Genomic DNA, 23,434 nt, shown 5'->3' with positions numbered 1-23,434 from the left:
TCAGGGTCCGTTCACCCTTTCGCGGTTAATGACGGGTCTCGGGGAGATTCAGCCATGACCACCGCCATCGTCGCCAAACGCGCCAGCCTGCTCGCCGTCCTAATCGGCGGCTCGCTGATGCTTCAGGGGTGTCTCGTCGGCGCCGTGGTCGGCACAGGCGCCGCCGTCGTGGGCGCAGGGGCCAAGGTCACGGGCGCGGCGGTCGGCGCCGGCTTCGACGCCGTCACCACGTCGGACGAGGAAACCCGCGCCCGGCGTGAACGCGAGCAGCGCGACGCCGATCGCGCCGAGCGCCGCTGCCAACAGCGGCAGGCGCAGGGCAAGGACTGCTAGGCAGTCACCAGCGCCTTAGAGGGTCAGGGTGCAGCGCTCGTGAATGGTCGGGCGAGCCACGGTGATGCGGCACAGGCCGGGCCATTCCGGCTTCATCCGATTGGCGAACCACAGGCACAGGTTCTCCAGGCTGGGCAGTTCCAGACCCGGATGATCGTTCAGCATGCCGTGATCCAGTTCGCCAGCCGCCGTCTTCAGCGCCCGGTCCAGCGCGCCAAGGTCGGCGACCCAGCCGTGCTCGGCGTCCAGGGTCTCGGACCGGACTGTGGCCTCAACGGTGAAGGAGTGACCGTGGACGCGGCGATAGATGCTGCCCTCGGGCTCGTTGGGAAAGTGGTGCGCGGCGTCGAACGTCGCCTGTTTGGTGATCTCGAACACGGTCATACTAACGGACGCCAATAAATTTGTGGGTCTGGACGCTGAGCCGCCATTGCGGATTCGTCAGGCAATATTCCATCGCCGCCTCGGTGTTGGCGGCCTGATCCGGCCCATCCATCGGCTGCAGCCAGAACCGCTCGAACTCCAGGCCTTCAAACCGATCCGGCATGGCCAGGGCCTGCGGATAGACCAGTTTCAGCTCCTGCCCGCGGGTCTGGACCACCGGCGCATCGGCCTTGGGACTGACGCAGACCCAGTCGATGCCCTCGGGCGCCGAAACCGTCCCATTGGTCTCCACCGCGATGTCGAAACCCCGGCCTTTCAGCGCCGCGATCAGGGCGCGGTCCAGCTGCAGCAGGGGCTCGCCCCCGGTGCAGACCACCAGCTTGGGATCGCCGTCGCGACCGCGCCAGAACCAGGCGACATGGTCCGCCAGGGCCTGGGCGTCGGCGAACTTGCCCCCGCCATCCCCGTCCACGCCGACGAAATCGGTGTCGCAGAACGAACAGACGGCCGTCTCGCGGTCCCGCTCCAGCCCGTTCCACAGGTTGCAGCCGGCAAAGCGCAGGAAGACGGCCGCGCGTCCGGCCTGCCCACCCTCGCCCTGCACCGTCAGGAAGGTTTCCTTGACCGCGTAGGTCATACGCCAACCTCGCCAGGCTGGGCCCACTCGGCATAACCCGCAGCCCTCAGTTCACACGCCGGGCAGGTGCCACAGCCATAGCCCCAGGCGTGGCTATGCTCGCGGTCGCCGAGGTAGCAGGTATGGCTGTCCTCGACGATCAGATCGACCAGACGCCGGCCGCCGATCTGATGAGCCAGAGCCCAGGTCTGGGCCTTGTTCAGCGCCATCAGCGGCGTCTCGATCGGGACAGGTTTGTCCAGCCCCAGGCTGAGGGCCTGGCTCATGGCGTCGATGGTGTTGCGGCGACAGTCGGGATAGCCAGAGAAGTCCGTTTCGCACATCCCGCCGATCAGCACCCCAAGCCCCCGCCGGTCGGCCAGGGCCGCCGCATAGGTCAGGAAAACCAGGTTGCGGCCGGGCACAAAGGTGGTGGGCAGGCCGCGCGCGTCGATTTCGATCGCCCGTTCTGACGTCAGCGCCGTCTCGGCAATAGCGCCAAAGCCGGCCAGGTCGATGACGTGATCGGGGCCGAGACGGTCGAACAGATCGGGAAGCACCCGCTCCATGCCATCGCGCACCTTGATCCGGGCGTCCATCTCGACGGCGTGGCGCTGGCCGTAGTCGAAGCCGACGGTCTCGACGCGGTCGTACCGCTCCAGCGCCCAGGCCAGGCAGGTGGCGCTGTCCTGCCCGCCGGAGAACAGGACAAGGGCGGATTTCGAAGGGTTTGGCTGGATTTCGCTCATGACAAGTCTGCGGTCGGCCGGTCGGCCGCGCGCATTCGGGTTCGCCTGATGATGTGATGGCCCGGACGTCGGGGCCGAGGCGGGCTTCTACACCAACCGCCCCGCGCACGCAAAAAGGCGTGAGAAATGACCAGTTCCCGCCTTAACCCTTCCGCAAACCGTTTCCCCGTATTGTCCACAGGTAGACGGAGTAACAGGCAGTATGCCGACGATCGAAGTCCTGACGGAACGAATGGAGCCGGCGTCCCCCGATGTCTCGGCCGGCGATATTTTCGCACGTTTCCAGCAGAACCCTGACGCCCTGGTCATTCCCGTCGTCGACAACGGCCGTCCGCTCGGCCTGGTCGAGCGCAACGCTTTCCTGCTGAAAATCGCAGGCCCATTCGGCCACGCCCTGTTCGCCCATCGCCCCGTGCTGCACGTGATGGATGCCGAACCGGCCATCGTCGAAGCCGGCGTCAGCATCGACACCTTCTGCGACATCCTTTTGCGCAGCGGCCCCGGGGCCCTGATGCGCGGCTTCATCGTCACCCACGAAGGCCGTTACCGCGGCGTCGGCACCGCCGTCTCCCTGCTTCAGGCCGTCAACGATCAGCAGCGCCGCCAGAACGCCGAACTGGCCGAACAGGCACGCGCCCTCAGCGATTCCAAGACCCAGGCGCTGTCCGCCGCGCGCGCAAAGAGCCAGTTTCTGGCCATCATGAGCCATGAGCTGCGCACGCCCATGAACGGCGTCCTGGCCGTCGCCGAACTGCTGCGTCGACAACCCCTGTCGGAGGGCGCCCATGCCCACGTCCAGACCATCGTCGACTCCTCGGAAAGCCTGATCCGCATCCTTCAGGACGCGCTGGACCTGTCGCGCGCCGAGGCCGGCGAGCTGGAAATGTCGCCTTCGGCCACGCCGCTGCGGTCCATGATGGACGACATCGAAAGCCTGTGGGCGCCGCGCGCCTCTCAGGACGGCGTGACCCTGATGGTCGGCTATGAGGGCGACACCGAACTTTGCGCCGAACTGGACGCCGTCCGGGTCAAGCAGGTATTCAACAACCTGATCGGCAACGCACTGAAATTCGCCCGCAACGGCATGGTCGAGGCTCGCCTCAAGGCCTGGGTCGAAGGCGGCGAAGTCCGCATGGAGGCTCGCGTTCGCGACGACGGTCCTGGCGTCGACGTCAATCGCGTGGACGCCATCTTCGAACCCTTCGTGCATGGCTCCGGTCCGGACGGCGCAGGCCTGGGTCTGTCGATCTGCCGCCATATCGTCGATCGACTGGGCGGTCGCATCTGGGCCGAGAACAACGCCGGTCGCGGCGCCACCTTCGCCTTCGATTTCACCGCCAACCGCGCCATCGCCCAGTCTGAAGGCCCGTCCAACGTTCAGACGATGGCCGACCTGGAACTGACGTCCAACCCGCACATCCTGATCGTCGACGACAACGCCACCAACCGCGTGGTGGCCCAAGCCCTATGCGAAATGTTCGGCTGCACCTCCGAAACCGCCGAGGATGGTCTCGAAGCCCTCGAAGCGGTCCAGGCGCGCCCGTTCGACATGGTGCTGATGGACATCAAGATGCCACGCATGGACGGGGTCCAGGCCACGCTGGCTATACGCGCCCTGTCGGGGCCGGAGCGCAACATCCCCATCGTCGCCTTGACGGCCAACGCCGACCCCGACGACGCCAAGGCCTATCTGGCTACGGGCATGGCCGCTGTGGTCGAAAAGCCGATCAAACCCGAACGTCTGCGCATGGCCATGAACGCCGCCCTGTCCGGCGAGCCCATGCCGGTCGCTGAGGCCGCGCCCCGTCGGGTCCGCGCCGCCTAGGTCTCAGCCGATACGCCGCCGTCAGGACGTTTCGTCGTCCTCCTCGTCATACCCTATCAGCCTCAAGGCGCGCGCCTTCTGGCCGTTGATCTCGCACCAGCGCAGCAGGCCCTCCTCGCGCCCGTGGGTGATCCAGACCTCCTGGGGCTTCAACTCGGTGAAGGTATCGACCAGCTCGCCCCAGTCGGCATGGTCCGAGATGACCAGCGGCAACTCCACACCCCTCTGCTTGGCCCGCGCCTTGACCAGCATCCAGCCCGAAGCGAAGGCCGTCACCGGATCCGCGAACCTGCGCGCCCAGCGGTCCTGGATGGCCGACGGCGGAGCCACCACGACCTCGCCGCCCAGCGAGTTCTTGGGCAGGTCCTTGGTCGGCAGGATCGGTCCCAGATCGACGCCTTCGCGATCATAGAGCCGGTTCAGCCGCTCCAGAGCGCCGTGGACATAGATGGGTCTTTCCCAGCCTGCGTCGCGCAGCAGGCGGATGACCCGCTGCGCCTTGCCTAAGGCATAGGCCCCGACCAGGTGGGCCCGCTCGGGAAACTGACCCAGGGACTGGATCAGCCGCCCGATCTCTTCGCTGTCCGGCGGATGGGTGAAGACCGGCAGGCCGAAGGTCGCTTCGGAGATGAAGACGTCGCAGGCCACGGGCTCGAACGGCGCGCAGGTCGGGTCGCGGCGACGCTTGTAATCGCCCGCCGCCACCATGGTCATACCCTTCCAACTGATCACGGCCTGGGCAGAGCCTAGAACATGGCCCGCCGAAACCAGGCGCACATCGACGCCGCCGATCGAGGTCTGTTCGCCATAGGCCGCTGCCTGACGGGCCTCGGTAAAATCCTCGCCATAGCGTTCAGCCATGATGGCCAGGGTCTGGGGCGTGGCCAAGACGGCGCCGTGGCCGGCCCGCGCATGGTCGGAATGGCCGTGGGTGATCACCGCCCGCGCCACTGGCCGCACCGGATCGACGTAGAAGTCGCCCGGCGGACAATACAGACCCGCCGGGGTCGGTCTCAGCAGGTCTTCGAAACGGATCATGGCGGACGAAGGGTCCCGAAAGGCTTGCGCGCGAGCCTGCGCCCGGTAAGGACGGCTGAATGAGCGAAGCGTTCCGTACCGAGGTCCTCCCGATTCTGGCAGGTGGCTCGGCCCACACCCGCGCCCTGGGCTTCATGCTGGAGGGCATCAACGAGGATCGCGTGACGTTGCGCGCCCCCTATCGGGCCGATCTGATCGGGGATCCCGAAAGCCAAGTCCTGGCGGGCGGATTCGTCACCACCCTGCTGGACCATGTCGGCGGCCTGGCTGTGTGGCTCAAGCTGAACGAGTTCCAGCCCATCGCCACACTGGATCTGCGGGTCGATTATATGCGGGCCGCCCGGCCCAATCAGGATTTGCTGGCAGAGGCGCGCTGCTACCGCCTGACCAAATCCATCGCATTCATCCGCGCCTGGGCCTTCGAGACCTCTCCGGACGATCCGGTCGCCGCCGCGCAGGGAGCCTATGTCCTGACCGGCGACGGCAACGACCAGTTGGGCGCCAATCTGAAGGCACGCACGCAGTTGACGGGGAAACCGGCATGACCGCTCTGCTCAACACCCTGCCCTATGCCCGCTTCCTTGGACTGCAGAGCCACATGGAGGGCGACGATCTGGTTGTGGTCATGCCGTTCGCGGATCACCTTATCGGCAATCCCGTCCTGCCCGCCCTGCATGGCGGCTCTACGGCCGCTCTGCTGGAGTTCACAGCCGTGGCCCAGGTGGCCCTGGCCTATCCGCGCCTGCGCCTGCCTCGCCCCATCGACGTCACCATCTCCTATCTGCGGTCGGGCCGACCCGTCGACACCATGGCCTCTGCCCGGATTTCGCGCGCCGGTCGACGTCTGGCCCACGTCCTGGCCCAGGCCTGGCAGGACGATCCGGCCAATCCGATCGCCAGCCTGACCGCAAACTTTCTGCTCAGCGACGACAACGCTTAGTTGCCACAGGCGTAAACTCATGGTTGCCTGAAGCTCCGCCACGCGGACTCGGGGGCTGATGTGACCAAGCAGACGACGGCTCATGCCCTCGCCGGACAGTTGTTCGCCGCAGAGGCCGCCATCGACGCGGCCCTGACCGAGACGGCTTCCCTGATCGCCATGTTCCCGGCGGCGCGGGCCGAGGCGCTGCTGTCGGCGGTGGTGGGCCAGCGCGCCTTCCACACGACGGCCGCCGCCGTCAGCGCTCTGACCGAGGCGCGCGGCCAGTTGGTCGCGACGCACCATACCCTTTCCGCTCTCGCCCGCCGCATGGGGCTAGAGACACTGGCGGTCGGCCCCTTGGACAAACCGCGCGAACGCAGAGCCCGTTTCGCTGCTGGCGGAGGCGGCTCACACGAAAGTCATACGGCTTAAGGTTAACTAAATCCTACCAACATCGCTCGATGCGTGTTAAGCATTCCTTCATTAGTTATTAACCGGAGGGATACTGTTATGGATCGTGCCCAAGTCGTCACCGGCGTCGCCATCGAGCTCAACGCCAGCGAACAAGCTATCGACACCGCCATCGCCCAGGCCACGACCCTGGTTCAATCGATGATCGGCGCCCGCTCGGCCCTCTCGATCTCCCCCGTCGCCGGCGCCGTGGCCCAGTCGAAGGCCATCGAAGCCATCGCCGCCCTGGCGAATGCGCGTGAAGCCATGGTGGCCTGCCACGCCGAGCTTCAAAAGGATCATCGCAAGCTGGGCTATGGCACCTATGCCGTTGGCCCGCTGAACAAGCCCGAGAAGTTCGATGCCGGCGAAGAAGTGGTCAGCCACCTCCGCGTCGCCTCGTGAATTTGACGTAATGTATGGCCCCGCTTGTTGGGGCTGCAGCAGACTCGCTACAGGATCGCCCTCGTGTCCACAGACGCGAGGGCGATTCCATGTTTGATACTCCAGCGGCTCAGATTGGCGCCTTTTTCGTCGTCGTCATCTGTGGGTTCGCCTTTTTAAAGGGCGATGACACGGAACGGATCGGCGGCGGCGCCTATATCCTGGGCTGGTTCGCGTCCCTGCTGGTTCAAAACGATGTCGGGATTTACCGCGACCAGATCGGCCTGGTCATCCTCGACGTTCTCATGCTGATCGTTCTGGCCGCCCTGGCATGGAAGTCGCGCCGCGCCTGGCCCTTCTGGGCCGCAGGCTTCCAACTGCTCAGCGTCATGAGTCACATCATCGCACAGGTGGACGTCCGTCCGCCTGCGATGGCCTTCATCACCGTGCTGAATATGTCGGGCTACGGTGTCCTGATCGCTCTCGCTGTGGGCACCTTCTGGGCATGGCAGGAACGTCGAGCCGCCGGGCTGGAATGACAGGCGCCTGGAATAGGCGGATATTCCTATATATGCTGACCGAATCGCGCCGCCTTCGCGGCTGATCGGACGACGTTTTGCCCCTGTCCCATGCCAAGCTCTGGAAGGCGCTCGACAACCTGGCGAGGCGTGAGGGCTTGTCGGCGTCCGGCCTGGCGCGCCGAGCCGGTCTGGACGCCACCAGCTTTAATCCCTCCAAACGGTTCGGCCCGCCGGTGACGGCGGGTCAGCCTCCCCGTCCACGCTGGCCCTCGACCGAAAGCCTGACACGGATCCTGGAGGCCACGGGCATTTCCCTGGGCGATTTCGCCGACCTGGCCGAGGACCCGACGGGTCCGGCCACCGTCCCTTTGCTGGGGTTGGCCCAGGCGGGCGCCGATGGGTTCTTCGATGATGCTGGCCTTCCTACGGGCGACGGCTGGGACCAGACCGAATTGCCCCGCCCTGCCGACGGCTTGTTCAGCCTTCAGATCAACGGCGAGTCGATGGCGCCCCTGTATCGTCCCGGCGACCGGGTCATCGTCGATCAGGGCGGGGCCGAAGTTCGCAAGGGGGATCGCGTCGTCGTGCGCACGACGTCGGGCGAAACCATGGCCAAGGAACTGGCCGCCCTGTCCGCGCGGCACGCCACACTGGCCTCGATCAACCCGGCCTTTCCGGCCCGCACCCTGGCTCGCACCGAGATCGCCTGGATGGCCCGTATCCTCTGGGTCAGCCAGTAGGCGGCCCACGACGAAAGGGCCGCCCCTTCCGGAACGGCCCTCCCATGATCTGCCTAACGGGTCAGCCTATTGCGTGACGTAGTGGGCGTTGACCCAGCCGCCACCGGCGATCTGGACCCATTCACCCTGCGAGCCGATGGCCGTGAAAGGCTGCCCGGCGGACAGGGTGCCGCGCTGGGCGTAGTTGGTGCCCGGACCCGAGCGAATGCGCAGGTTCGAGGATGCGCGATACTGGGCGCCGCTGTTGGCCTGGACGCCTTCAGCGCGTGTGCGTTGCTGGGTGCAGCCGACATAGGAGCCGGCCGCCGCACCGGCCGCGCCGCCGGCAAGGGCTCCGAGACCGCGTTCGTTGCGCGAAAGCTGGCTGCCGGCCAGGGCTCCGACGACGCCGCCGATCAGGGCGCCGGCCTGCTGGCGTCCGCCTGGGGCGTCACAGCTGGTGATGCCGTTGGATTGCTGGGCCGAGGCGGTCATGGGGGCTGCCGTGACCAGGGCCGCCAGTGCGGCGGCGGTGACCAGGCTGGTTTTAATCATCTTCGACATGGCTCTCTCCGTTCATCGAGGTTGGTCGATGCCGTCAGAATGCCTGAACCGACATGAAGGCTCCCGGAGCTTGGCCGTTATTTTCGGTTCATGTTCCTTACGACGCCGAAGCGCGCACGCGGCCGCACGCGGCTTGAGCGCTTCCCCGCAAGACCGCCCCCGTCGCTGGGCTACTTGGCCAGGTCGCCCCGCGCGCCCGCCTCGATGAGTTCGACCGTCTGCGGCAGGCCGTAGATGGCGGCGAACGACCCGAAACGCGGCCCCTGCGAGGCCCCCAACAGGACTTCGTACAGCGCTCCGAACCAGGCCCGCAGCGGCTCGAAGGCGTGTTCCTTGCCCACCGCATAGACTTCGTTCTGGATCAGTTCGCCGTCGGTCGTATCCGCCGGCAGCGCCTTCAGTCGCGCGGCCAGATCCAGCAGAGCCTTGGCCTCGGCCTCGCTCGGCGCGCGATAGGACTTCGCCGGCTTCACGAAGTCCTCGTAGTAGTTCAGCGCGTGGCCCATCAGCCGGTCGAGCAAGGGCTCGTTCTGCGGCGTCGCGTCCGGCAGATATTTGGCGAAATAGGCCCACAGCTGCGCCTTGGACGAGGCGTTGGCCACCCCGACCAGGTTCAGCAGCAGGCTGAACGAGACCGGCGATGTATGGGTCGGCGGCGCGCCCGAATGGATCGACCAGACGGCGTTGTCGATGCGCTTGGCGGGTTCCTGGGTCTTGTAGGCTTCGATCGCGGCCAGATAGTCGTCGATGGCGCGCGGAATGACGTTGAAATGCAGGCTCTTGGCCGACTTCGGCGACTGGAACATGTACCAACTCAGGCTCTCGGGCGTGCCGTAGCGCAGCCACTCCTCCATCGTCAGGCCATTGCCCTTGGACTTGGAGATCTTCTTGCCTTCGACGTCCAGGAACAGTTCGTAGTTGAAGCCCTCGGGCGGCGTCCCGCCCAGGGCGCGGCAGACCTTGGAGCTTTCGCGCACGCTCTCGATCAGGTCCTTGCCCGACATCTCGTAGTCGACGTCCAGAGCGGTCCAGCGCATGGCCCAGTCCGGCTTCCATTGCAGCTTCACATGACCGCCGGTGACCGGAACGGTCGTCTGGCCCGCAGCGGGATCATCGAAGGTGATCGTGCCCTGCTCGACATCCCGACCCGTCGTCGGCACCTGCAAAACGTGGCCGGACACCGGGCTGACCGGCAGGAAGGGCGAATAGGTGGCGCGACGTTCCTCGCCCAGGGTCGGCAGCATGATGGCCTGCACCGCGTCGAACCGCTCCAGCAGGGTCCGCAGCGTCTTGTCGAACCGACCTGAGCGATAGGTCGCCGTCGAGGACATGAACTCGTAGTCAAAGCCGAAGCCGTCGAGGAAGGCCCGCAGACGCGCATTGTTGTGGGCGCCGAAGCTGTCGTGGGTGCCGAAGGGATCGCGCACCACCGTCAGGGGCTTGTGCAGGTCCTCGGTCAGCATCTCGGGGTTGGGCACGCCCTCGGGCACTTTCCTGAGGCCGTCCATGTCGTCGGAAAAGGCGATCAGCCGCGTCGGCCAATGGTCGCCGGTCAGGGCGCGGAAGGCGTTGCGCACCATGGTCGTACGCGCCACCTCGCCGAACGTCCCCATGTGCGGCAGGCCGGACGGACCATAGCCCGTCTCCAGCACCACCGGCGCGCGCAGGGCCTCGAACGTGGCCAGGGCCTCGTCGGCCTTGCCCGCATCGATCAGCAGCTTGGCCGCATCCCGCTCGGAATCCGTCAGGCGTTTCTTCAGAACGTGGGCGAGCAGATTGCGCGCCTGTTCAAACGGCCAGGACTTGGCTTCGCGAGCCAGGGTTTCGAGGTTCTGCAACATGGCGGCGGGTTTGCAGTCTGCGTCCCCTGCGGTCAACCGCCGGGGGGCGTGATGTCGTGGGGATGGAAGCAAAGGCTGCAGACACGGCCAATAGCATATATGCGCGCCGCGACTTCTATTCGCCGCAGATTACTGCGATATCGGCTCCACTATCGCAATCATCCGCGCGCTCAGCGGAATCGGCAGGACAACGAAATGCGTATTCTGGTGCTCGGCGCAGGCGTTATCGGCGTCACCACCGCCTGGTATCTCAATCAGGCAGGGCATGAAGTCATCGTTGTCGACCGCCAGCCTGGCCCCGCGCTGGAGACGAGCTTCGCCAATGCTGGACAGGTCTCGCCCGGCTATTCCGCCCCCTGGGCCGCGCCCTCCATCCCCGTCAAGGCGATCAAATGGCTGCTGATGCGCCATGCCCCCCTGATCGTTCGGCCCCGGCTGGACCTGGCCATGATCCGCTGGACGGCGGCCATGCTGCGCAACTGCACCTCCTACCGTTACGCCCTGAACAAGAGCCGAATGGTGCGTCTGGCCGAATACAGCCGCGACCAGCTGGACCTGCTGCGCCGCCAGACCGGCATCGCCTATGACGGCCGCCAGCAGGGCACGCTGCAACTGTTCCGCACCGAAAAACAGCTGGCCGACGTGCACAAGGACGTGGACGTGCTGAAAGCCCAAGGCGTGCCTTGCGAGGTTCTGGACCGGGCGGGCTGCATCGCCGCCGAGCCGGGCCTGGCCGCATCCGCCGTGGATTTCGTCGGCGGACTGCGCCTGCCGCATGACGAGACCGGCGACTGTTTCCTGTTCACCAACGCCCTGGCCGCTCTGGCCGCCGAACAGGGCGTGGTCTTCCATGCCTCGACCGAAATCCAGTCCCTGATCACCACCGACGGCCGGGTCACGGGCGCGAACACCAGCAAGGGACCCATGACCGCCGACGCCGTGGTCGTGGCCCTGGGCTGTCATTCGGCGGCCATGGTCAGGCCGGTCGGCCTGGGGCTGCCGGTCTATCCGGTGAAGGGCTATTCGATCACCGCCGACATCCTGGACGCCTCGGCTGCGCCCGTCTCCACCGTCATGGACGAGAGCTACAAGGTCGCCATCACCCGTCTGGGCGACCGGATCCGGGTCGGCGGCATGGCCGAGCTGTCGGGCTACAACAATGTCCTGCCGCCCCAGCGACGCGCCACCCTGGCCCATTCGGTCGGCAGCCTGTTTCCCGGCGGCGGCGATCTGGAAGGCGCGACCTACTGGTCCGGCCTGCGCCCCATGACGCCCGACGGCACGCCGGTGATCGGCTCGACCCGCGTCGAGGGTCTGTACCTGAACACCGGCCACGGCACCCTGGGCTGGACCATGGCCTGCGGCTCGGCCCGCGTCCTGGCCGACATGATCGACGGCGCGGCGCCCGAGATCGACGTCCACGACCTGTCCCTCAACCGCTATAGCGCCTGGGCCGGACAGTTCGCCGAGGGGTTTGGCTGAGGCCGCCATTCAAACTCCGCCCAATGATGGCGCGCAGAAGCCTGCGCCCGTATAGAACCGCCGGATGAAGACCGCCGACTTCGATTTCGACCTGCCTGACGACCGCATCGCCCTGCGCCCCGCCGACCCGCGCGATTCCGCCCGGCTTCTGGTGGTGGACGGCGAGACGCTGCAGGACCGGACCATCGCCGACCTGCCGGGCTTCCTGCGCGCCGGCGACGCCCTGGTGTTCAACGATACGCGGGTGATCCCGGCCCGGCTGTCGGGCGTGCGTCAGCGACCCGATCCCGAAAATCCGGGTCAGAGCCTGACCGTCGAGGTCGAGGCCACCCTGCACCACCGCGACGCCCCCGACGTCTGGTCCGCCTTCATGAAGCCCGGCAAACGCATCAAACCCGGCGACCGCATTTGCTTTGGGAAGACTGCCGACGCCGCCTGCGACCTGGGCCGTCTGGACGCCACCGTGACCGACAAGGGCGACGACGGCCTGATCACCCTGAAGTTCGACCTGTCCGGCCCTGTGCTGGACGACGCCATTCGCGATGTCGGGGTCATGCCTCTGCCGCCCTATATCGCCGCCAAACGCCCCGAGGACGACCGCGACCGCTTGGACTATCAGACGGTCTTCGCCGAGCATGACGGATCGGTCGCCGCCCCCACGGCGGGCCTGCATTTCACCCCTGCCCTGCTGGACGCGATCCGCGCGGCGGGCGTCTCGACACACGCGGTGACCCTGCATGTCGGAGCTGGGACCTTCCTCCCGGTCAAGGCCGACGACACCGCCGATCACAAGATGCATTCCGAGTGGGGCGAGGTCTCGGCCCAGACGGCCGCCGCCCTGAACGCCGTCCACGCCGCCGGCGGCCGCATCGTCTGCGTCGGCACCACCAGTCTGCGGCTGCTGGAAAGCGCCACAACGGAGGACGGCGTGATCCAGCCCTTCCACGGCGACACCGCCATCTTCATCACGCCGGGCTATCGGTTCCGCGCGGTCGACGTGCTGATGACCAACTTCCACCTGCCCAAGTCGACGTTATTCATGCTGGTCTCCGCCTTCGCTGGGCTGGAGACCATGCGCGCCGCATACGCCCATGCGGTCGCGGACGGCTACCGATTCTATTCCTACGGCGACGGGTCCCTGCTGTTCAGGAGCGCGCCATGATCGAGGACCCTTCCGAAGACCTGCCCGAGGACCTGATCGCTACGCTCGACATCCTCGCCTCTGCAGCCGCAGGTCTGCGCGATCCCTGGTGGATATTCGGCGGGGCGGCCATGGCTTTGGCCGGACTAGAAGACCTGCACTTGCCCGACGTCGATGTCATGGCCAGCCCCCGCGATGCGCGCAGTTTGATCGAGGCCCTGCACGGCAATCTGATGGAGGATCCGGGCCAAGGCCTGTTCCGTTCCCAGGTCTTCGGCCAGATCCTGACCACGCCCGTCCCCATCGATGTGATGGCCGAGATGGACGTGCGCGCCGGCGCCGACTGGACCCGCGTCGACTTCCAGTCCCGCATGCCGGTCGATCTGGAAGGCGCGACCGTCTTCATCCCCTCGGTGAGCGAACAGATCGCCACCGCCCGCCTGTTCGGCCGCCCAAAAGACCTGGAGCGCGCCCTGCGTCTTGAGACCCTGATCCGCTGATGCCCTTTCCGTTTGAAATCTCCGCCACAGAAGGCCGAGCCCGCACCGGCGTCCTGAAGACTGCACGCGGAGACATCCGCACGCCCGCCTTCATGCCCGTCGGCACGGCGGCGACGGTCAAGGCCATGACCGTGGATCAGGTGGCCCAGACGGGCGCCGACATCCTGCTGGGCAACACCTATCACCTGATGCTGCGCCCTGGCCCGGAGCGGATGGAGCGGCTGGGCGGCCTGCACAAGTTCATGGGCTGGGACAAGCCCATCCTGACCGACAGCGGCGGCTTTCAGGTCATGTCCCTGGCCGGGATTTCCAAGGTGAAGGAAGAGGCCGTCACCTTCTCCAGCCATATCGACGGCTCCAAACACATCCTGACGCCCGAACGCTCGATCGAGATCCAGGCCGACCGTATCGGCGCCGACATCTCGATGCAGCTTGACCAATGCGTCGCCTATCCGGCCGAGAAGGACGCGGCGCGCAAGGCGATGGAGCTTTCGATCCGCTGGGGCGCGCGGTCAAAGGCCCGCTTCGGCGAGCGCGAGACACAGGCCCTGTTCGGCATCCAGCAGGGGTCAACCTTCGAGGACCTCCGCCGCCAGTCGTCGGATCAACTGCGCGAGATCGGTTTTGACGGCTACGCCATTGGCGGCCTGGCCGTCGGTGAGGGCCACCAGGCCATGTGCGAGGTGCTGGACTATGCGCCCGAGATGCTGCCCGCCGACCGCCCCCGCTATCTGATGGGGGTTGGCAAGCCGGTCGATCTGGTCGAGGCGGTCTATCGCGGCGTCGACATGTTCGACTGCGTCCTGCCCACCCGCGCCGGTCGTCACGGCCAGGCCTGGACCTGGGACGGCCCGCTGAACCTCAAGAACGCCCGCTTCGCAGAGGATCAGGACCCTCTGGACCCGACCATCGAATGCCCGGCCTCCAGCCGCTATTCAAAGGCTTACCTGCATCACCTGATCCGTGCCGACGAGATCCTCGGCAAGGTGCTTCTGAGCTGGCACAATATCGCCTTCTATCAGGCGCTGACGGCGGCCATGCGCGACGCCATCGCCCATGGCAGGTTCGAACAGTTCCGGCGCGAGTTTCACGCCCGCCACACCTCGAACTGAGGCTGGGGTCGTTTCATGCGCATCGAGAAATCTGGCTTCCACGCCTACAACACCTACTTGGAGGATACGGCCCGCCCCGACGGCAACGAGACCGCGCTTCATCGGCACGTCATCATCATCGGCGGCGACAAATATTCCTTCTTCGCCCACTGGTCCGGCAAGTTCGCCCACAAGGGCGAGCGGATATCCTTTGACTGGGACTGGGACCGGACCGGCGAGTTCCGCAACATCGACAAGCCATCGTTTCAAGCCTTCGCCAAGGACGGCACGGTTCATGTGCGGGGCGATCGCAGCGACAAATTTCGTCGCTCCGGCGCCGCGCCCCGTCGCTAAACCTATCCTTTGCGTCGTCTTTGGCGTCTGCGCCCCTTGACCCGTTCGCCGCGATGCAACAGAAGGCGCTCCCCGATAGTGCGTCCTTAGCTCAGTTGGTTAGAGCATCTGACTTTTAATCAGAGGGTCCTCGGTTCGAGCCCGAGAGGACGTACCATCGGTCTTCCCTGACATCTCAGGCGGCGGCGCTTTCGCTGGCCTCCAGCGTCTCGCCCGAACAGGCGTCGGCCAGTGTCCGTGCCAGCAGGACAGGATCGATCGGCTTGGTCAGGAAGGCCTCGGCGCCGACGGCGTCCCAGGCCGCGCGATGCACGTCCATGGCGTTGGCGGTCAGGGCGATCAGGGGGGTCATGCGGTTCAGGCCCTCGGCCCGGATGCGGCGCGAGGCTTCAAGCCCGTCCATGATCGGCATCTGCATATCCATGAGGATGGCGTCGAACGGCTGTTCCGCAGCGGCGGCTACGGCCTCCTCGCCATTCTCGACCAGGGTCAGGCGACAACCGTGCGGCTCAAGCAGTAGGCTGAGGATGCGGCGGTTCACGGCATGGTCGTCGGCGGCCAGGATGCTCAGGCCTTGCAGCGCGTTGGCGTCGGCGACGCGGCGCGCCTTGTCGGTGCCGGCGGCGGGCTTGGCCACCACCTCCACCGGCAGGGTCACGGTGAAGGTCGAGCCTTCACCCAAGACGCTCACCACCGTCAGGTCGCCGCCCATGATCTGGGCCAGGCGGCGGCTGATGGCCAGGCCCAGGCCCGTGCCGCCATAACGGCGTGTGGTCCCGGCGTCTGCCTGTTCGAAGCTGTTGAAGATCTCGCTCAGCCGGTCCGCGGGGATGCCCACGCCATTGTCGATCACGCTCATCGCCAGGGCGCTGGTCGCGGCGTCCCACCTCACGGAGACCGTCACGTCACCGTCCTTGGTGAACTTCACGGCGTTGGAGATCAGGTTGAACAGAATCTGTTGCAGACGCAGCGGATCCGTCATCACGCATTCAGGCGCATCGTCGGCGACCACAACCTTGAGCCGGACGCCGTTGGCCGCCGCCTTGGGCTCCCACAGGCGCTGCAGGGACACCAGCCGGGCGCGCACGTCCGTCGCGCTGGATTCCAGCTGCATCTTGCCGGCTTCGATCTTGGAGAAGTCGAGCACGTCGTTCAGCAGGCCGACCAGAACGTCGCCCGCGTCGATCAGCATGGCGACGTGTTCGCGCTGCTCGGCGTCCAGCCGGGTCCGGCGCAGCAGATTAGCCGCCGAAATGACCGCATTCATGGGCGTGCGGATCTCGTGGCTGATGACGGCCAGGAAGTCGGACTTGGCCGCGCTGGCTACCTCGGCCTTGCTGCGTTCGACGCCAGCAATGTCGTGGGCGTCGCGCAGCACCTGGGTCGTCAGCGAACTCTGCCGCACTGCGACGACCAGATGGGCCATGTAAAGAATGCCGCCTAGGGATACGAGCATCTCCAGCGGCTGATGATCGGCGATCGCGCCGGCGATCGGCAGACCCAGAAAATACAGGCCATGGGGGATCACCGCCGACAGCAACAGCGGCTTGTGCTGATGCATGTGCAGGCTGACGTGCAGCAGCCCGCCCGCTACCTGAACAATGGCGAACAAGCGCCCGGCTTCGCCGCCATTGAGCCAGAGATAGGCGGTGATGGCTGAATAGACGGCCACGCTCACGAAGGATGTGGCGCAGCAAACGACGCGATAGCCGCGTGAAAGAGCGATCTGCGGGCGCACTCGAACGGGCCGGAAAACGAGCCAGTCGAGCCCTTGACTGATGACCACCGCGGCAAACCAGAGCGCTGGCCAGATCGAGGGGGCCAGAAACCAGGCCATGGCTCCGATGAATGCGGCCAGGGCGATGCGTGTTCGCAACTCCCTGGAGCGGACGTGGGCGACCTGCTCGTAACCGTTCATCGTCGAGGCGAAATCTGGCATAGCAGCGTTCATACCCGCAAAAGACGAATGATTGCCTAAGTCGCGCAACTGTCCCCCGTTGCTCGCTGCGCGTGACCCCGGACGCGATCCTCGCTATGGAACAGGCTTGGGCGTGGCGCGTTTGCCGCCCATGGGGAGAACACGATGAAGCGACTGGCATTGGTCCTGGCTTTCGGCGCGGCCGTGGGCGTGCTGGCGGCGTGCGACGACCGTCCACCCGAGCCGGTCGAACCCCCTGCTCCCGTTGTCGAAGACCCGCTGCCCCCGCCGGTCGAGTCCCCTGCTCCCATTAACGACGGCGCTCAGCCGGCGCCTGCCTACCCGTACAGCGACGCCCTGCCGCCCGAGCAGCGCGAATCCGCCGAGACCGTCAAGCCGGAGAGCGAGACGCTATTCTACTGACCGCCACATGTCCGCCACCAACGGATGATTGTGCAGCGCGGCAGGCGTGATCTTTCGACGACCACCAGAGTATGTGTTTGAGCCCACGGCTTCTTCTTCCGCCCCTTCAGGGCCCGAGCCGGATCGACGGAAAGCGGATCGCCGCGCTTGGCGTCCTCCTGGCCGCCGCCTCCCTGATGGCCAACCAGGCCCACGCCGATCCGCGAGCCCAGGTTCGTGGCGATGTCAGCGGTGAGCTGAGGGAGCAATTGGTCCGCGCGATCGGCGAGGCCGACGATCCACCGACCAACCGTTTCGACGCTCGTCGGCGTGCGCGAGGCGCCATGGAAGCGGCCGAGGCCCTGTTGCGGTCCGAGGGCTATTACCAACCGACCCTGGAAGACATCGTCGAGGGCGAACAAACCTCCACCGCCATCGTCAATGTCACCCCCGGCCGTCGCTTCGTGCTGGGCGAGCCGGCGGTGAACTGGATCGCCCCAGCGCCCGCGCCCGACGTGGCGCAGGCCGTCATCGGCGGCATCGGCTTGAAGCCCGGCGACCCGGGTCGGGCGGTAGAGGTCATCGCCGCGGAGGGGCGGCTGATCGCCGGACTGACCCGTCGGGGCTATGCAGACGCCGCCACCCAACCGCGTCGCGTCGTGGTCGATCACGCCGCCTTCACCGTCCAGCCAACCTATAACATCGCTTCAGGCCGTCTCGTCCTGCTGGACGGGATCCAGGTCCAGACGACCGGACGCACCAATGTCGACTGGGTCGCCGGTCTCGCCCCCTGGTCCGAGGGCGACCGCTACGATCCCGAACTGGTTGCCGAGCTGGAGCGCCGCCTTCTGGATACGGGCGTCTATGACGGCGTCGGCGTCGCCCTGGCGGCGACCGACCAGACCACGCCCGAGGGACACCGCCCCGTTGTCGTGACCCTGACCGACCGGCCCCGCCGCATCCTGGAGACCGGGGCCACCTTCTCGACGGCGGAGGGTTCCGGCGTCGATGTCATCTGGACCCACTACAATCGCCTGCGCCGCGCCGACACGATCCGCTACGAGGCGCGCCTGGCCGACATCGACAGCCGCCTGGGCGTCGATCTGTCCCTGCCCCACTGGCGTCGTCCGGCCCAGACGCTGAAGCTGTCGACCGCCGTGGTTCACGAAAACACCGACGCCTACGACCGCACGGCCCTGACCCTGGCCGGCGACCTGCAGCAACGCATCGGCCGGACCTCCTATTACAGTTATGGCCTCGGCCTGGACGCCGGCAACTACAAGGAGGACAGGTTCGCCCCTGACCTGTCCACGCCCGATCCCGACGACGGCGCCATCATCGGTCTGGACCGCAACCTGGTGATTCTGACCGGACGCGGCAGCGCCTATCTGGATCGCTCGAACGACCCATTGAACCCCACGAACGGCTATCGCCTGACCGTGAATGTCCAGCCCACCGCCGTGTCGGGCGAAGACACCGTCCTGTTCCTGCGGACCGAGGCCCAGGGGACCGGCTATTTGCCCCTGCAGAACGGCAAGACCATTCTGGCGGGCCGCCTGCGGATCGGTTCGATCATCGGCGGCGAGGAACTGACCGTGCCGTCTGACCGCCTGTTCTATTCGGGCGGCGGCGGTTCGGTGCGTGGCTATGAGTATCAGGGCGTCAACCCGGAGCTCTCGAACGACACCCCGCGCGGCGGCCTGTCCCTGTTCGAGGTCTCGGCCGAGGTGCGTCGCGATCTGGGCAAGAATTTCGGCGCCGTCGCCTTCATCGACGGTGGCGCCATCGGCTTCCAGGAGACGCCGGATCTCAGCAGCATGCGCTACGCCGTCGGCATCGGCGCGCGCTACAACCTGTCCTTCGGCCCGGTGCGCGCCGACATCGCCTTCCCGCTGAACAAGCGCGACGGTGACGCCAACTTCCAGATCTACATCAGCATCGGCCAGGCGTTTTGACCGAGGACGCCACACCCGACGCCCCGGAGCCCGAAGAAATCTCGGCGCCCGAGACTCCGGCGAAGGCGGCCAAGCGGAAGCGGACGCGGCTTCAGCTGATCGTCTTCATCATCGGCTGCATCGTTGCGGCGGCTGCGGTGCTGGCCCTGGTCGCGGTCATCGGCGGACGACAGTATCTGTTGTCAGATTCCGGCCGCGGCCTGGTCACCAGCTTCGTCGCCGGCAAGAAGATCAGCCGCTACGGCCGGATCAATGTCGAGGGTCTGAGCGGCGACCTGTTCAACGACTTCACCCTGGCGCGCGTCACCATCACCGACTCGAAAGGCGTCTGGCTGGAGGCGCGCAATGTCCGCGTCGACTGGTCCTACCTGCCTCTGATCACCCGCCGGTTCCACGCCGACAGCATCAGCGCCGATGTCATCCGCCTGGTCCGCCGTCCCGAGATCGACCCGCCGGACGGCAAGCCGCCCAAACCCTCGCCCATTTCCGTCGACATCGACAAATTCCAAGCCAATGTCGAACTACTGGAAGGGTTCTCCAAGGAATACGGTCGCTGGCGGCTGACTGGCTCGGCCGAAATTCCGCGCTTCGGCGTCAAGGAGGCTCAGGTCAACGCCTACAGCCTGACCCGCCAGGGTGACTACCTGCGCCTGAACGCGGCGTTCGGCGGCAAGATCGACGACCTGCGCGTGAACCTGCGCGCCAACGAGGCGCAAGGCGGTCCCATCGCCGGTTCGCTGGGCTATTCGCCAGACCAGCCCTTCTCGGCCGTGGCCATCGTCAACGGCGAGATCGTCAACGCCACGATCCGCACGGGCCAGTTCCAGCCGCTCAGCATCCTCGGCCACTACGGCAAGGCGGGCGCGCGGATATCGGGCTATGCCGACTTCAGCGGCTCGGACCTGCTTCAGCCCTTCGTCGACCGGATCGGGCGCACCGCCCAGTTCGGCTTTGCGGCCGTGCCCGATGCGAAACGCGACGGTTGGCAGGGCGTGGCCTGGCGGCTGACCTCCGACAACTTCAGTTCCAGCGCCCAGGGCATGGTCCGCCTGTCGGATCGCAGTTCGCCCGATGGGGTGCGCGTCGAGGTCTCGACGCCCTCCCTCGCCCGCCTCGTCGGCTCCGACATCGGTGCGGGGGGCAGCTATGATGGGGTGTTCAAGGGCAACGCGGCAAAATGGACCCTTTCGGGTCAGGCCACCCTGCTGAACGCCAACCTGGCCTCGTATCGCGCCACCCGGATCGCTGGCCCGCTGAACGTCCAGGTCTCGGAAAAGCGGTTCGACGTCGATGGCGACATCCGCGCCTTTGGCGGGCAGAGCCAGGGCATCGTCGGCGCCCTGCTCGGCGCGACGCCGCGTTTGAAGTTCGAAGGCGCGCGGCTGGCGGATGGCGGCGTCCTGCTGGAAAGCGTCGAGGCCCAGGGTCAGGCCCTGACCCTGACCGGGTCCGGCGCGCGCAACCTGTTGGGCGGCCTGGGCTTCCGTGGCCAAGCCAGGATCACCGACGTCGGCCGTATTCGGCCCGGCGCCAAGGGCCAGTTCGGCGGCGCTATCAGCGCATCTTCGGCCCGGACCGGCGCGCCCTGGGTCCTGAGTTTCGACGGTCGAGGTCAGCGACTGGCCGTCGGCATGGAGGAGTTGGATCGTCTGCTCGGACCGACGCCTCGCCTGCAGTTGGCCGGCCAGCTGAATGGCGGACGCATAGAGATCGACAATGGCGTCCTGACCGGCGCCGCCGGACAGGCCACGGCCAAGGGATTGATTGAGCCCCAGGGCAGACTGCGCCTCGCGCTGGACTGGAACGCACGCGGTCCCTTCGGCGTCGGTCCCGTGGCCATCGACGGAGCCATGACCGGCAATGGCGCCCTGACCGGCACCCTGGCGCAGCCGCGTCTCGATCTAACCGGCGCCTTCGACAAGGTCGCTGTGGGTCCGATGACCCTGACCGAAGCCAACCTCGTCTTGAGTTTCCGCAAGGGCGCCGATGCCTCGGATGGCCGCGTCGTCCTGAATTCCGGCTCCAACTATGGCCCGGCTCACGCCGAGGGGAATTTCTTCCTCGGCGGCGATCGGGTCCGGCTGACGGAGGTCGACCTGAACGCAGGCGGGATTACCGCCGCCGGCTCCCTCGCCCTGTCCAACAACACCCCCTCCAGCGCCGACCTGAAATTCACCGCACGCCCTGGCGCCTTCCTGGCCTCGGGCAGCGCCGAAGGTACGATCAGGCTGAGAGACGGCGACGGAGCCGAGACCGCCATCCTCGATGTTACGGCCCGAAACGCGCGTCTGGCCGGCTCGACCTATGTGATCCGCCGCCTGGATCTGGACGGGCGCGGAACCTTGTCGAACCTGCCCTTCACCCTGGCGCTGGATGTGGGTGGGGGAACGCCCGTTCAGTTCAACGGCACCGGCGTCTATGCCCGCACAGGTGACAATCAGAGCGTCACCCTGCGCGGCGGCGGCCGGGTTCGCGAAGTCGCCTTCACCACGCGCGGCCCTGCCGTGGTCGCTTTGGCCGGAGACGGTCGCGTCGCGCGCGTGGATCTGGCCGTCGGCGGCGGCATCCTGAAGGGCGAACTGCGTCAGGATAAGGAGGCCGCCTATATCCAGGCGGATCTGACCAGCGTCGAACTGGGCTCCATCGCCCCCGATCTGCGTGGCCAGGTCACTGGCCAGGTCTCTCTGCGCGGCGCTGGCGATCAACTCGCCGGTTCGGCCAATGTCACCCTGGCGCAGATTCGCGCCGTTGATGCGCCCGCCGGCATGGCGGTGAACGGCACCCTCAACGCCACCCTGACCGACGACACCCTGCGGATTCAGGCCGCTGCTCGCGACACGACCCAGGTCCAGGCCAGCGCCGACCTGACCCTGCCCGTAGAGGCCTCGGCCGCGCCGCTTCGGTTGGCCATCGCCCGCACCCGGGACATGTCGGGCGAAGTCTCCATCCAGGGCCAGATCAAGCCGATCTGGGACCTGTTCCTGGGCGGCGAACGCTCGCTGGAGGGTCAGGTCAGCGGCCGCGCCACCATCGCCGGCACCCTGGCCGCGCCGCGCCTGAACGGTCGGTTCGATGTGCAGCAGGGCGCCTTCCGCGACAATGCGACGGGCCTGCGCCTGGCCGGCCTGACCCTGGCCAGCCGGTTCGACGACACCACCGCCCTGATCGAAACCTTCACCGCCAACGACGGCGCGGGCGGGACAGTCGAGGGAGACGGCCGCATCGGTCTGCGCGAAGGCTCGGGCTCCAGCTTCCAACTGGCCCTGAAACGCTTCCGCATCATCGACAATGACTTGGCCGAGGCGCGGGCGTCCGGCCCCATCACCGTGGTCCGAGGCGCCGACGGCAATATCCAGCTGACGGGCCAGATCGACGTCGACGAGGCCCTGATCCGCGCCAATCCTCCCGGAACCACCGGCGTCGTGCGCATGGACGTGGTCGAGATCAACAAGCCCGGCGGCGATACGCCCGAAGATCAGCAGACCACCAAGCGCGGCCCGCAGTTCGGCCTCGACATCCGCCTGCGTTCGCCCGGCGGCGACATCCGGGTCGCGGGGCGCGGCCTGAACGTCGAGATGAACGTCAACGCGCGCGTCACCGGCACCATCGCCGCCCCGGTCCTGACCGGCAATGCCCGCGTCGTGCGCGGCGATTACGAGTTCGCGGGCAAGCGGTTCGTGTTCGACGATCGGGGCACGGTGTCGCTGTCCACCGACCCGGCGCGTATCCGGCTGGACCTGACCGCGACCCGCGAAGACCCTGCCCTGACGGCCACCATCAAGGTCACGGGCACGGCCGCCACGCCGATCATCGCCCTGACCTCGACCCCATCCCTGCCCCAGGACGAGATTCTGTCCCAGGTGCTGTTCGGGCGCTCGGCATCCCAGTTGTCCGGCTTCGAGGCGGCTCAGCTGGCGGCGGGGGTCGCATCCCTGGCCGGCGGCGGAGGTTTCGACGTCATTGGCAACCTGCGCGAACTGGCGGGTCTGGATCGGCTGTCCTTCGGCGGCGAGGCCTCGGCCCTGACCGTGGCTGGCGGTCGCTATCTGACCGACGACGTCTATCTGGAGATCATCGGCGGGGGTGAAGGCGGGGCGGCGGTCAACGTCGAGTGGCAGGTCCGCCGCAACCTGGCCATCTCGTCCAAGTTCGGCGGCACAGGCGACGCCACCCTGTCGGTCCGCTGGCGGCGTCAATCGCGCCAGCCCGGCGCTCGCGAGGACCGGCGTCCCAACCGATAGGGCT

Annotated in this window: 23 protein-coding genes and 1 tRNA gene; 17 read left to right on the top strand and 7 right to left on the bottom strand. The window is 66.8% G+C overall.

The genetic code is table 11. The features are described 5' to 3' along the window. The first annotated feature begins 54 nt into the window (after positions 1-54). Positions 55-333 (top strand): hypothetical protein, encoded by a 279-nt coding sequence (locus tag ACO05L_RS06190; protein ID WP_421731298.1) that lies wholly within the window; start codon positions 55-57, stop codon positions 331-333. 15 nt (positions 334-348) lie between these two features. On the opposite strand, the gene ACO05L_RS06185 is transcribed toward ACO05L_RS06190, so the two are convergent. From ACO05L_RS06185 to queC, 3 genes are read right to left on the bottom strand one after another with little or no spacing between them, the layout of a single operon-like run. Beyond that, positions 349-717, bottom strand: a complete 369-nt coding sequence (locus ACO05L_RS06185) for a 6-pyruvoyl trahydropterin synthase family protein (protein WP_421731297.1) — start codon at positions 715-717, stop codon at positions 349-351. A 1-nt stretch (position 718) separates the two neighbouring features. Next, the gene (queE, locus tag ACO05L_RS06180; RefSeq protein WP_421731296.1) at positions 719-1,354 is read right to left on the bottom strand and encodes a 7-carboxy-7-deazaguanine synthase; all 636 of its coding nucleotides are present in this window, start codon (positions 1,352-1,354) and stop codon (positions 719-721) included. Continuing rightward, positions 1,351-2,082, bottom strand: coding sequence for a 7-cyano-7-deazaguanine synthase QueC (queC, locus tag ACO05L_RS06175; RefSeq protein WP_421731295.1), 732 nt, complete (start codon positions 2,080-2,082; stop codon positions 1,351-1,353). Before queC ends, queE begins: the two co-directional genes overlap by 4 nt. Positions 2,083-2,284: 202 nt before the next feature. Between queC and ACO05L_RS06170 the strand changes: the two genes are divergently transcribed. Further along, entirely contained in the window at positions 2,285-3,907 is a 1,623-nt protein-coding gene (locus ACO05L_RS06170) for a response regulator (RefSeq protein ID WP_421731294.1), read from the top strand. A gap of 21 nt (positions 3,908-3,928) precedes the next feature. Here the strand turns inward: ACO05L_RS06170 and ACO05L_RS06165 are convergent, their stop codons facing one another. Next, positions 3,929-4,945, bottom strand: a complete 1,017-nt coding sequence (locus ACO05L_RS06165) for a ligase-associated DNA damage response exonuclease (RefSeq protein ID WP_421731293.1) — start codon at positions 4,943-4,945, stop codon at positions 3,929-3,931. A 59-nt stretch (positions 4,946-5,004) separates the two neighbouring features. Between ACO05L_RS06165 and ACO05L_RS06160 the strand changes: the two genes are divergently transcribed. From ACO05L_RS06160 to ACO05L_RS06135, 6 genes are all read left to right on the top strand, one after another. Next, entirely contained in the window at positions 5,005-5,490 is a 486-nt protein-coding gene (locus ACO05L_RS06160; RefSeq protein WP_421731292.1) for a PaaI family thioesterase, read from the top strand. Next, on the top strand, positions 5,487-5,885 hold the full coding sequence (locus tag ACO05L_RS06155) for a PaaI family thioesterase (RefSeq protein ID WP_421731291.1): 399 nt from the start codon (positions 5,487-5,489) through the stop codon (positions 5,883-5,885). The genes ACO05L_RS06160 and ACO05L_RS06155 overlap by 4 nt, the downstream gene beginning before the upstream one ends. Positions 5,886-5,945: 60 nt before the next feature. Then, positions 5,946-6,299 (top strand): hypothetical protein, encoded by a 354-nt coding sequence (locus tag ACO05L_RS06150; protein WP_421731290.1) that lies wholly within the window; start codon positions 5,946-5,948, stop codon positions 6,297-6,299. A gap of 78 nt (positions 6,300-6,377) precedes the next feature. Then, a complete protein-coding gene (locus ACO05L_RS06145; protein WP_421731289.1) occupies positions 6,378-6,722 on the top strand; it encodes a hypothetical protein in 345 nt (114 codons plus the stop codon). An 89-nt stretch (positions 6,723-6,811) separates the two neighbouring features. Then, positions 6,812-7,240, top strand: coding sequence for a hypothetical protein (locus ACO05L_RS06140; RefSeq protein ID WP_421731288.1), 429 nt, complete (start codon positions 6,812-6,814; stop codon positions 7,238-7,240). Positions 7,241-7,317: 77 nt separating this feature from the next. Then, positions 7,318-7,962: a S24 family peptidase gene (locus ACO05L_RS06135; RefSeq protein WP_421731287.1), complete on the top strand. Its 645-nt coding sequence runs from the start codon at positions 7,318-7,320 to the stop codon at positions 7,960-7,962. A 66-nt stretch (positions 7,963-8,028) separates the two neighbouring features. Here ACO05L_RS06135 and ACO05L_RS06130 read toward each other — a convergent pair whose 3' ends face one another. After that, positions 8,029-8,505: an SH3 domain-containing protein gene (locus ACO05L_RS06130; protein WP_421731286.1), complete on the bottom strand. Its 477-nt coding sequence runs from the start codon at positions 8,503-8,505 to the stop codon at positions 8,029-8,031. A 170-nt stretch (positions 8,506-8,675) separates the two neighbouring features. After that, positions 8,676-10,346 carry a lysine--tRNA ligase gene (locus ACO05L_RS06125; RefSeq protein WP_421731285.1) on the bottom strand — a complete coding sequence of 557 codons (1,671 nt, stop codon included), beginning with the start codon at positions 10,344-10,346 and terminating at the stop codon, positions 8,676-8,678. Positions 10,347-10,541: 195 nt separating this feature from the next. Between ACO05L_RS06125 and ACO05L_RS06120 the strand changes: the two genes are divergently transcribed. The 6 genes from ACO05L_RS06120 to ACO05L_RS06095 all read left to right on the top strand — a co-directional run bounded on the left by ACO05L_RS06120 (position 10,542) and on the right by ACO05L_RS06095 (position 15,071). Next, positions 10,542-11,828: a D-amino acid dehydrogenase gene (locus ACO05L_RS06120; protein WP_421731284.1), complete on the top strand. Its 1,287-nt coding sequence runs from the start codon at positions 10,542-10,544 to the stop codon at positions 11,826-11,828. A 64-nt stretch (positions 11,829-11,892) separates the two neighbouring features. Next, the gene (gene queA / locus ACO05L_RS06115) at positions 11,893-12,990 is read left to right on the top strand and encodes a tRNA preQ1(34) S-adenosylmethionine ribosyltransferase-isomerase QueA (protein WP_421731283.1); all 1,098 of its coding nucleotides are present in this window, start codon (positions 11,893-11,895) and stop codon (positions 12,988-12,990) included. Next, positions 12,987-13,469: a hypothetical protein gene (locus ACO05L_RS06110; protein ID WP_421731282.1), complete on the top strand. Its 483-nt coding sequence runs from the start codon at positions 12,987-12,989 to the stop codon at positions 13,467-13,469. Before queA ends, ACO05L_RS06110 begins: the two co-directional genes overlap by 4 nt. Next, the gene (gene tgt, locus ACO05L_RS06105; protein ID WP_421731637.1) at positions 13,466-14,581 is read left to right on the top strand and encodes a tRNA guanosine(34) transglycosylase Tgt; all 1,116 of its coding nucleotides are present in this window, start codon (positions 13,466-13,468) and stop codon (positions 14,579-14,581) included. Before ACO05L_RS06110 ends, tgt begins: the two co-directional genes overlap by 4 nt. Positions 14,582-14,596: 15 nt before the next feature. Next, the gene (locus ACO05L_RS06100) at positions 14,597-14,914 is read left to right on the top strand and encodes a hypothetical protein (protein WP_421731281.1); all 318 of its coding nucleotides are present in this window, start codon (positions 14,597-14,599) and stop codon (positions 14,912-14,914) included. 80 nt (positions 14,915-14,994) lie between these two features. Next, positions 14,995-15,071, top strand: a tRNA-Lys gene (locus ACO05L_RS06095). Between the two features lie 18 nt (positions 15,072-15,089). Here ACO05L_RS06095 and ACO05L_RS06090 read toward each other — a convergent pair. Beyond that, the gene (locus tag ACO05L_RS06090; protein WP_421731280.1) at positions 15,090-16,853 is read right to left on the bottom strand and encodes an ATP-binding protein; all 1,764 of its coding nucleotides are present in this window, start codon (positions 16,851-16,853) and stop codon (positions 15,090-15,092) included. 144 nt (positions 16,854-16,997) lie between these two features. Between ACO05L_RS06090 and ACO05L_RS06085 the strand changes: the two genes are divergently transcribed. The 3 genes from ACO05L_RS06085 (at position 16,998) to ACO05L_RS06075 (ending at position 23,430) form a co-directional block, all read left to right on the top strand. Beyond that, positions 16,998-17,255 (top strand): hypothetical protein, encoded by a 258-nt coding sequence (locus ACO05L_RS06085; RefSeq protein WP_421731279.1) that lies wholly within the window; start codon positions 16,998-17,000, stop codon positions 17,253-17,255. A gap of 77 nt (positions 17,256-17,332) precedes the next feature. Then, positions 17,333-19,189: an autotransporter assembly complex protein TamA gene (locus ACO05L_RS06080; protein WP_421731278.1), complete on the top strand. Its 1,857-nt coding sequence runs from the start codon at positions 17,333-17,335 to the stop codon at positions 19,187-19,189. Beyond that, positions 19,186-23,430, top strand: a complete 4,245-nt coding sequence (locus ACO05L_RS06075; protein ID WP_421731277.1) for a translocation/assembly module TamB domain-containing protein — start codon at positions 19,186-19,188, stop codon at positions 23,428-23,430. Before ACO05L_RS06080 ends, ACO05L_RS06075 begins: the two co-directional genes overlap by 4 nt. Positions 23,431-23,434 lie beyond the last annotated feature (4 nt).

The organism is Brevundimonas sp. (assembly GCF_965227765.1).
Lineage (GTDB): Bacteria > Pseudomonadota > Alphaproteobacteria > Caulobacterales > Caulobacteraceae > Brevundimonas.
The sequence above is the reverse complement of the archived record's forward strand: the minus strand, read 5'-3'. Positions and strand labels throughout refer to the sequence as shown.

Coding starts and splice junctions, on each gene's coding strand:
- ACO05L_RS06190 (WP_421731298.1), top strand. CDS start 55: ATGACCACCGCCATCGTCGCCAAACGCGCCAGCCTGCTCGCCGTCCTA.
- ACO05L_RS06185 (WP_421731297.1), bottom strand. CDS start 717: ATGACCGTGTTCGAGATCACCAAACAGGCGACGTTCGACGCCGCGCAC.
- queE (WP_421731296.1), bottom strand. CDS start 1,354: ATGACCTACGCGGTCAAGGAAACCTTCCTGACGGTGCAGGGCGAGGGT.
- queC (WP_421731295.1), bottom strand. CDS start 2,082: ATGAGCGAAATCCAGCCAAACCCTTCGAAATCCGCCCTTGTCCTGTTC.
- ACO05L_RS06170 (WP_421731294.1), top strand. CDS start 2,285: ATGCCGACGATCGAAGTCCTGACGGAACGAATGGAGCCGGCGTCCCCC.
- ACO05L_RS06165 (WP_421731293.1), bottom strand. CDS start 4,945: ATGATCCGTTTCGAAGACCTGCTGAGACCGACCCCGGCGGGTCTGTAT.
- ACO05L_RS06160 (WP_421731292.1), top strand. CDS start 5,005: ATGAGCGAAGCGTTCCGTACCGAGGTCCTCCCGATTCTGGCAGGTGGC.
- ACO05L_RS06155 (WP_421731291.1), top strand. CDS start 5,487: ATGACCGCTCTGCTCAACACCCTGCCCTATGCCCGCTTCCTTGGACTG.
- ACO05L_RS06145 (WP_421731289.1), top strand. CDS start 6,378: ATGGATCGTGCCCAAGTCGTCACCGGCGTCGCCATCGAGCTCAACGCC.
- ACO05L_RS06140 (WP_421731288.1), top strand. CDS start 6,812: ATGTTTGATACTCCAGCGGCTCAGATTGGCGCCTTTTTCGTCGTCGTC.
- ACO05L_RS06130 (WP_421731286.1), bottom strand. CDS start 8,505: ATGTCGAAGATGATTAAAACCAGCCTGGTCACCGCCGCCGCACTGGCG.
- ACO05L_RS06125 (WP_421731285.1), bottom strand. CDS start 10,346: ATGTTGCAGAACCTCGAAACCCTGGCTCGCGAAGCCAAGTCCTGGCCG.
- ACO05L_RS06120 (WP_421731284.1), top strand. CDS start 10,542: ATGCGTATTCTGGTGCTCGGCGCAGGCGTTATCGGCGTCACCACCGCC.
- queA (WP_421731283.1), top strand. CDS start 11,893: ATGAAGACCGCCGACTTCGATTTCGACCTGCCTGACGACCGCATCGCC.
- ACO05L_RS06110 (WP_421731282.1), top strand. CDS start 12,987: ATGATCGAGGACCCTTCCGAAGACCTGCCCGAGGACCTGATCGCTACG.
- ACO05L_RS06100 (WP_421731281.1), top strand. CDS start 14,597: ATGCGCATCGAGAAATCTGGCTTCCACGCCTACAACACCTACTTGGAG.
- ACO05L_RS06090 (WP_421731280.1), bottom strand. CDS start 16,853: ATGCCAGATTTCGCCTCGACGATGAACGGTTACGAGCAGGTCGCCCAC.
- ACO05L_RS06085 (WP_421731279.1), top strand. CDS start 16,998: ATGAAGCGACTGGCATTGGTCCTGGCTTTCGGCGCGGCCGTGGGCGTG.